General features: G+C 58.5%; 7 protein-coding genes. 4 read left to right on the top strand and 3 right to left on the bottom strand.

Going from position 1 to position 7,326, the window contains the following annotated elements; genetic code table 11:
* Positions 1–3: 3 nt before the first annotated feature.
* From ACIGDJ_RS17000 to ACIGDJ_RS16990, 3 genes are read right to left on the bottom strand one after another with little or no spacing between them, the layout of a single operon-like run.
* A complete protein-coding gene (locus ACIGDJ_RS17000; RefSeq protein WP_397479291.1) occupies positions 4–291 on the bottom strand; it encodes a hypothetical protein in 288 nt (95 codons plus the stop codon).
* 50 nt (positions 292–341) lie between these two features.
* Complete coding sequence (locus ACIGDJ_RS16995; protein ID WP_313000606.1) at positions 342–1,565, bottom strand: CaiB/BaiF CoA-transferase family protein; 1,224 nt, start codon at positions 1,563–1,565, stop codon at positions 342–344.
* Between the two features lie 11 nt (positions 1,566–1,576).
* On the bottom strand, positions 1,577–2,758 hold the full coding sequence (locus ACIGDJ_RS16990; protein ID WP_101159614.1) for an acyl-CoA dehydrogenase: 1,182 nt from the start codon (positions 2,756–2,758) through the stop codon (positions 1,577–1,579).
* 158 nt (positions 2,759–2,916) lie between these two features.
* Here ACIGDJ_RS16990 and ACIGDJ_RS16985 point away from each other — a divergent pair, with 158 nt between their 5' ends.
* The 4 genes from ACIGDJ_RS16985 (at position 2,917) to ACIGDJ_RS16970 (ending at position 7,141) form a co-directional block, all read left to right on the top strand.
* Complete coding sequence (locus ACIGDJ_RS16985; RefSeq protein WP_101159615.1) at positions 2,917–3,816, top strand: LysR family transcriptional regulator; 900 nt, start codon at positions 2,917–2,919, stop codon at positions 3,814–3,816.
* A 434-nt stretch (positions 3,817–4,250) separates the two neighbouring features.
* A complete protein-coding gene (locus ACIGDJ_RS16980; protein ID WP_397479292.1) occupies positions 4,251–5,372 on the top strand; it encodes a Re/Si-specific NAD(P)(+) transhydrogenase subunit alpha in 1,122 nt (373 codons plus the stop codon).
* A gap of 15 nt (positions 5,373–5,387) precedes the next feature.
* The gene (locus tag ACIGDJ_RS16975) at positions 5,388–5,708 is read left to right on the top strand and encodes an NAD(P) transhydrogenase subunit alpha (protein ID WP_003220416.1); all 321 of its coding nucleotides are present in this window, start codon (positions 5,388–5,390) and stop codon (positions 5,706–5,708) included.
* The gene (locus tag ACIGDJ_RS16970; protein WP_110644713.1) at positions 5,708–7,141 is read left to right on the top strand and encodes an NAD(P)(+) transhydrogenase (Re/Si-specific) subunit beta; all 1,434 of its coding nucleotides are present in this window, start codon (positions 5,708–5,710) and stop codon (positions 7,139–7,141) included. Before ACIGDJ_RS16975 ends, ACIGDJ_RS16970 begins: the two co-directional genes overlap by 1 nt.
* Positions 7,142–7,326 lie beyond the last annotated feature (185 nt).

Genomic DNA, 7,326 nt, shown 5'->3' with positions numbered 1-7,326 from the left:
TCGTTAGCGGGAGGCGAATTCTACAGCGTTAATCGCTGCTGTCAACACCTCTTTTTCTCCGCTTTCGACCGAGAAGATCGAACCGTTAAAAGAGCCAAACATCACCGCTCTTTCAACTCCTTCCAGGCTTCGATGATCTGAAGCAAGCCGCTGTCGAAAACTGCGTAACTCTTTGAATCTCAAGGAGTTTTCCGTTTCGACTGCGCCGGAAGTGGGGCAAATTATAGACCTCTGGAATCTGCCGTCAACCGTTAATTTCGCTTTTCTTTCAATTACTTGCGGATTGGCCAAAAAACATCCAAACAGGCGAGAAAGCTGAGCCTTCTATATAGAAGAAGAACTTAAACGACTCCCCCTTGCTTCAGCGCCGCTACCGCACCAGCGTCAAGACCCAATACTCGCTGCAGAACCTGCTGCGTATGCTCACCTAATAAAGGAGGCGCAAAACGATACTCGACCGGAGTCTTGGATAACCGGATGGGACTGGCCACCTGAGGCACCATCCCTGCCAACGCATGCGGCAACTCAATCGCCAGGCCGCGCGCCTTCACCTGCTGATCCTCAAACACCTGCGACAGATCATTGATCGGCCCACAAGGCACTCCCGCCAGCTCCAGCTGAGCAACCCACTCGGCCGTCGTCTTGAAGACCGTCGCCTGACGGATCAATGGAATCAACACCGCGCGATTCGCCACCCGCAATTTGTTGGTCGCAAAGCGTGGATCATCCGCCCAGTGCGGTTGTCCCGCGACTTCGGCGAATTTGCGGAACTGCCCGTCATTACCCACGGTGAGGATGAAGTCGCCATCCGCTGTAGGAAAGTCCTGATAAGGCACGATATTCGGGTGAGCATTGCCCAAGCGCTTTGGCGCATCGCCCGTTGTCAGGTAGTTCATTGCCTGATTAGCCAGACAAGCAACCTGAACATCCAGCAATGCCATGTCAATGTGCTGACCACTCCCGCCGTGATCCCGGTGAGCGAGTGCCGCCAGAATCGCCACTGTAGAATATAGCCCGGTGAGAATGTCCGTCAGTGCCACCCCGACTTTCACCGGCCCGGCGCCCTCATCCCCCTCAGGACGACCGGTGATGCTCATCAGCCCGCCCAAGCCCTGAATCATGAAGTCATAGCCGGCGCGCTTGGCGTACGGACCGGTCTGGCCGAAGCCGGTGATGGAGCAGTAGATCAGATTCGGGTTGAGCGCCTTCAGCGATTCATAGTCCAGGCCATAGGCCGCCAGACCGCCCACCTTGAAATTCTCGATGAGGATGTCCGACTTCGCCGCCAGGTCGCGCACCAGCTTCTGCCCTTCAGGGCGGGTGAAGTCGATGGTCACCGACTGCTTGTTGCGGTTGGCCGACAGATAATAAGCCGCTTCCGACGTGTTCTCGCCGTAAGCGTCTTTAAGGAAGGGAGGTCCCCAGGCCCGAGTGTCATCACCATTACCCGGGCGCTCTACCTTGATCACTTCGGCGCCAAGGTCGGCGAGGATCTGTCCGGCCCAAGGCCCGGCCAGCACTCGCGATAAATCCAGTACCCGCAGATGCGACAGCGCGCCCATGATCCGCCCTCCTATTAATAGAACGCTTGCAGACCGGTTTGCGCACGCCCGAGGATCAGCGCATGAACGTCGTGGGTACCTTCATAGGTATTCACCACTTCCAGGTTGACCAAATGACGGGCCACGCCGAACTCATCGGAGATGCCGTTGCCGCCAAGCATGTCGCGCGCCATACGGGCGATGTCCAGCGACTTGCCGCAGGAGTTGCGCTTCATGATCGAAGTGATTTCGACCGCAGCGGTACCTTCATCCTTCATGCGACCCAAACGCAGGCAGCCTTGCAGCGCCAGAGTGATCTCGGTCTGCATGTCGGCAAGCTTCTTCTGTACCAGTTGAGTCGCGGCCAACGGGCGACCGAATTGCTGACGATCCAAAGTGTATTGACGCGCGGTGTGCCAGCAAAACTCGGCGGCACCCAGCGCACCCCAGGAAATGCCGTAGCGTGCCGAGTTGAGGCAGGTGAACGGACCTTTCAGGCCGCGGACATCCGGGAAGATGTTTTCTTGCGGCACGAACACGTTGTCCATGACGATCTCACCGGTGATCGAAGCGCGCAGGCCGACCTTGCCGTGAATCGCCGGAGCGCTCAGACCTTTCCAGCCTTTCTCCAGAACGAAGCCACGAATGTCGCCGGCGTCATCCTTGGCCCACACCACGAACACGTCAGCGATCGGGCTGTTGGTGATCCACATTTTTGCGCCGGTCAGGCTGTAGCCGCCATCGACCTTGCGCGCCCGAGTGATCATCGCGCCAGGATCGGAACCGTGGTTCGGCTCGGTCAGACCAAAGCAGCCGATCCATTCGCCCGAAGCCAGTTTTGGCAGGTATTTCTGTTTCTGTGCTTCGGTACCGAATTCATTGATCGGCACCATCACCAGTGAGGATTGGACACTCATCATCGAGCGGTAGCCGGAGTCGACGCGCTCGACCTCACGCGCGATCAGACCATAACTGACGTAATTCAGCCCGCTGCCACCGTATTGCTCGGGGATAGTCGCCCCGAGCAGGCCGACTTCGCCCATCTCGCGGAAGATCGCCGGGTCTGTCTTTTCATGGCGGAATGCTTCAAGGACACGCGGCGCCAGGCTCTGTTGAGCGAACTGCTCGGCGGTGTCGCGGATCATGCGCTCTTCTTCGGTGAGCTGTTGATCCAGCAGCAGGGGATCGATCCAGTTGAAGCTAGCTTTACCGCCCATGAGTATGTCCTCGCAAATCGACTGAATTAACGTGGCATTGATCCTAGGCGCGGTTGGCCGCCGCAGCAAACGAGGATTTCGCAACCTCTTGTGCTAATTTCTCACTCCGAAACGTCGCGAACAGCCTTTTACGCGGCGCATTAGTGAGGTTGACGTACATGCGCAGAAAGATACCCAGCACGGCCGCCCTGATCAGTTTCGAAGCGGCCGCTCGCCATGAGAGCTTTACGCGGGCTGCAGAAGAACTTTCCCTCACTCAAGGCGCCATTTGCCGACAGATCGCCAGCCTTGAGGACTTCCTCAGCGTTGAACTGTTCCGACGCTCACGGCGCGGAGTAAAACTGACTGAGGCAGGACTTTCCTACAGCCGCCGGGTAGCGACTCAGCTCGATGCCGTCGAGCGCGACACGTTGTCGGTTATGGGTCAGCAAGGCGCCAATGTAATTGAACTGGCGGTAGTTCCCACGTTTGGCACGCAATGGCTGTTGCCGCGTCTGAAGGATTTCCAGCACAAGCATCCGGAAGTCACGGTGAACCTGACCAACCGCACCCGCCCGTTCCTGTTTGCCGATACGCAGTTCGATGCGGCGATCTATTTCGGCGATGCCGACTGGTCCGGTACCGAGTCCCACAGGTTGATGGGCGAGAATCCGATGCCCGTGTGCAGCCCGACCCTGCTCGGCGACCAAACGCATCTGAACGCTGACGCCATCGCCGAATTACCGTTGCTGCAACAGACGACCCGCCCGTACGCCTGGCGTCAGTGGTTCGACTCGCAACAGCTAAACATCCCCCGCGACATGACAGGCCCACGCTACGAGCTATTCTCCATGCTCGCCCAAGCAGCCATGCACGACATGGGCATTGCGCTGATTCCGCCCTTCCTGATTCAGCGAGAGCTGACTGAAAAACGTTTGGTGATCGCCAATCACCAGGCGCTCTCCAGCTTCAAGGCGTATTACCTGATGATTCCTGAGCGAAAGGTCGAATCTGCATCGCTGAAAGCATTTCGTGACTGGTTGTTACAGCAGGCGAAGAGCTACAGCCTAGAAGACTAGAGGCTCTTATTGATTACTAACCCGGTAGTCAGGAATTTTAAAGCCCTACAGATATAACTATTTGTCGCCATTTCAATGCCTGTATCCGAAGGTCGTACAGACGTCCCATAAGCGGCGTAAGACGTGGCTTTGAGCCTTCAATGGCGACACATTGCTGCCTATTCACGCCACCTATCAGAAATTTCTAAATATTCAGCCAGAATCCTTGCAGAGCACGGCCTGCAACGGCTTCAACTGGCCGTCTGCGACATTCGGTCACGGCATGACTTGTAGTTAATTTTCCGTCACCCGTCATAATCCCTTGAAGGGCTCAAAGTTCGCCTGCAAAATGCCGCGCCCCGCCTTGATTTGGCGGGATCGTGCTGATCGGCCGCCCCAGTCGCACCATCCGTAGTGCCTGGGTTTACTCAATAAGATCACGCAGGAGATTTGACGTGCACATTGGTGTTCCTCTCGAAACCCAGACCGGTGAAACACGGGTTGCTGCAACCCCGGAAACCATCAAGAAGCTGATCAGTCAAGGCCATAAGGTCACTGTACAAAGCGGGGCTGGCGTCAAAGCCAGTGTCGTCGACAGTGCCTATGAAGCGGCCGGCGCAAGCATTGGCAGCGCCAATGACGCGTTTGGCGCCGAGCTGATTCTCAAAGTGGTCGCGCCAAGCGATGCCGAACTGACGCTGATCAAGCGCGGCACGGTGCTGGTGGGCATGCTCAACCCGTTCAACAACGAAACCATCGCCAAAATGGCCGAGTGCGGGATTACCGCGTTCGCTCTTGAAGCGGCGCCGCGCACCTCGCGGGCGCAGAGTCTTGATGTGTTGTCTTCGCAGGCGAACATCGCCGGCTACAAAGCGGTGTTGCTCGCGGCTCACTATTACCCACGCTTCATGCCGATGCTGATGACCGCTGCGGGCACCGTGAAAGCGGCGCGCGTGCTGATTCTAGGCGCGGGTGTGGCCGGGTTGCAGGCGATTGCCACGGCGAAACGTCTGGGTGCGGTGATCGAAGCGTCTGACGTACGTCCAGCGGTAAAAGAGCAGATCGAATCCCTCGGCGCCAAGTTCGTCGATGTGCCCTACGAGACCGATGAAGAACGCGAATGCGCGGTCGGTGTCGGCGGTTACGCGCGCCCGATGCCGGCGAGCTGGATGCAGCGTCAGGCCCAGGCTGTGCACGAGCGCGCCAAGCAGGCCGATATCGTCATCACCACTGCGCTGATTCCGGGCCGCAAGGCGCCGACGCTGCTCAGCGCGCAAACCGTGGCGCAGATGAAACCCGGCTCGGTGGTCATCGACCTCGCCGCCGCTCAGGGTGGCAACTGTCCGCTGACCGTGGCCGATCAGGTCGTTGTGGAAAACGGAGTGACCATCGTCGGCCCGACCAACCTCGCCGGCGAAGTGGCTGCCGATGCTTCGGCGCTGTACGCACGCAACCTGCTGGACTTCCTCAAGCTGGTGTTCACCAAGGAAGGCCAGTTCGACGTCAACCTCGAAGACGACATCGTCGCCGCGTGCCTGATGTGCCGCGACGGCCAAGTCATCCGCAAAAACGCCTAAGCAGGGATTCAGACGATGGAAGAGCTTATCTCCCCCGGTATCTACAACCTGATCATCTTCGTGCTGGCGATTTATGTCGGTTACCACGTGGTCTGGAACGTTACGCCTGCGCTGCACACGCCGTTGATGGCGGTGACCAATGCCATTTCCGCGATCGTGATCGTCGGTGCCATGCTCGCCGCTGCGCTGACCGTCACGCCGCTGGGCAAGACCATGGGCACGCTGGCAGTGGCACTGGCGGCGGTCAATGTGTTTGGTGGCTTCCTGGTCACCCGCCGCATGCTTGAGATGTTCAAGAAGAAAGCCCCGAAAGCAAAAGAAGAGGCGCCGAAGTAATGAGCATGAATCTCGTCACGACGCTCTACCTGATCGCGTCGATCTGCTTTATCCAGGCCCTTAAAGGCCTGTCGCACCCGACCACTTCGCGGCGCGGCAACCTGTTCGGCATGCTCGGCATGGCGTTGGCGATCCTTACCACCGTTGGCCTCATCTATAAGTTGGGCGCCGAGCTGGCCACTGCCGGTATCGGTTACGTGATCGTTGGCCTGTTGGTCGGCGGTACCGCCGGCTCGATCATGGCCAAGCGCGTTGAAATGACCAAGATGCCGGAACTGGTAGCGTTCATGCATAGCATGATCGGCCTCGCGGCGGTGTTCATTGCCATCGCGGCGGTGGTCGAGCCGCAATCGCTGGGTATCGTTAAACAACTGGGCGATGCGATTCCGGCGGGCAACCGTCTGGAGCTGTTCCTCGGTGCGGCAATCGGTGCGATCACTTTCTCCGGTTCGGTGATTGCCTTTGGCAAGCTGTCGGGCAAATACAAGTTCCGCCTGTTCCAGGGCGCACCGGTACAGTTCGCCGGTCAGCACAAGCTCAATGCGGTTCTGGGTCTGGCTACGCTGGTTCTCGGCCTGACCTTCATGTTCACCGGCAACCTCACGGCGTTCGCACTTATGCTGGCGCTGGCGTTCGTAATGGGCGTGCTGATCATCATCCCGATCGGCGGCGCCGACATGCCGGTAGTGGTGTCGATGCTCAACAGCTATTCCGGCTGGGCGGCGGCGGGCATCGGTTTCTCGCTGAACAACTCGATGCTGATCATTGCCGGCTCGCTGGTGGGTTCGAGCGGTGCGATTCTCTCGTACATCATGTGCAAGGCGATGAACCGTTCCTTCTTTAATGTGCTGCTCGGCGGTTTCGGCAATACGGCAGACGCAGGTCCTGCCGGTGCGCAGGAAGCCCGTCCGGTGAAATCCGGCTCGGCGGATGACGCAACCTTCCTGCTGACCAACGCCGACACCGTGATCATCGTCCCGGGCTACGGTTTGGCAGTGGCCCGTGCACAACACGCACTGAAGGAACTGACCGAAAAGCTGACCCATCGCGGCGTGACCGTGAAGTACGCGATTCACCCGGTGGCCGGTCGCATGCCTGGGCACATGAACGTCCTGCTCGCCGAGGCCGAAGTGCCTTACGACCAGGTGTTCGAGATGGAAGACATCAACTCCGAGTTCGGTCAGGCCGACGTGGTGCTGGTGCTCGGTGCGAACGACGTGGTCAACCCGGCCGCGAAGAACGATCCGAAGTCGCCGATTGCCGGTATGCCGATTCTCGAAGCGTTCAAGGCCAAGACCATCATCGTCAACAAGCGCTCGATGGCCAGCGGCTACGCCGGCCTGGACAACGAACTGTTTTATCTGGACAAGACCATGATGGTCTTCGGCGATGCGAAGAAAGTCATCGAAGACATGGTCAAAGCAGTCGAGTAATTCACCGCTGCAATAGCGAACGCCCCGACTTGTCGGGGCGTTTTCGTTTGCGCCAGACGCTGGACAATTTGCCGCGTTGTTGCAGATCCGGTAACGGTGTTTTACTGCAAACCCGCGAAATAGAGGGCTCGTTTGCGACCTTGGTAGCGGGACAGGCGCCGGCCAAATTCACTAGACTGCGCATC

Source organism: Pseudomonas sp. NPDC079367 (assembly GCF_044542195.1).
GTDB lineage: Bacteria > Pseudomonadota > Gammaproteobacteria > Pseudomonadales > Pseudomonadaceae > Aquipseudomonas.
This window is presented reverse-complemented; position numbering and strand designations above follow the sequence as displayed.